We start from the raw sequence: 255 nt of genomic DNA, 5'->3' as shown, positions 1-255 counted from the left end.
TCGGTCGACTTTGTTGCGCCGAACAACGTCTACAACACCAATGCGCCGCTGACCAACAGCATCACCAAGGTTGAAGGCGGTAATTACGAGAAGCTGGATACTGCCGGTACTCCAACCACCACAGTCATCGACAGTCCTGCTACCCAGGCGACCACCAACCTGGTGCTGAGCGCCACTGGCGATGTCGCCGAGGGCGGTCAGATCGTTTACACCGCCACGCTGAGCAACCCAGCCGGCACCGCGATGACTGTGACC

The 255-nt window shown here is 59.6% G+C and carries 1 protein-coding gene; it reads left to right on the top strand.

What is annotated here, in order from left to right; all coding sequences use genetic code 11:
• On the top strand, window positions 1–255 hold a 255-nt coding region (locus JNA92_RS25735; RefSeq protein WP_241807235.1), incomplete at both ends, for an immunoglobulin-like domain-containing protein.

It is taken from the genome of Pseudomonas putida (assembly GCF_022627325.1).
Taxonomy (GTDB): Bacteria; Pseudomonadota; Gammaproteobacteria; order Pseudomonadales; family Pseudomonadaceae; genus Aquipseudomonas; species Aquipseudomonas putida_X.
This window is presented reverse-complemented; position numbering and strand designations above follow the sequence as displayed.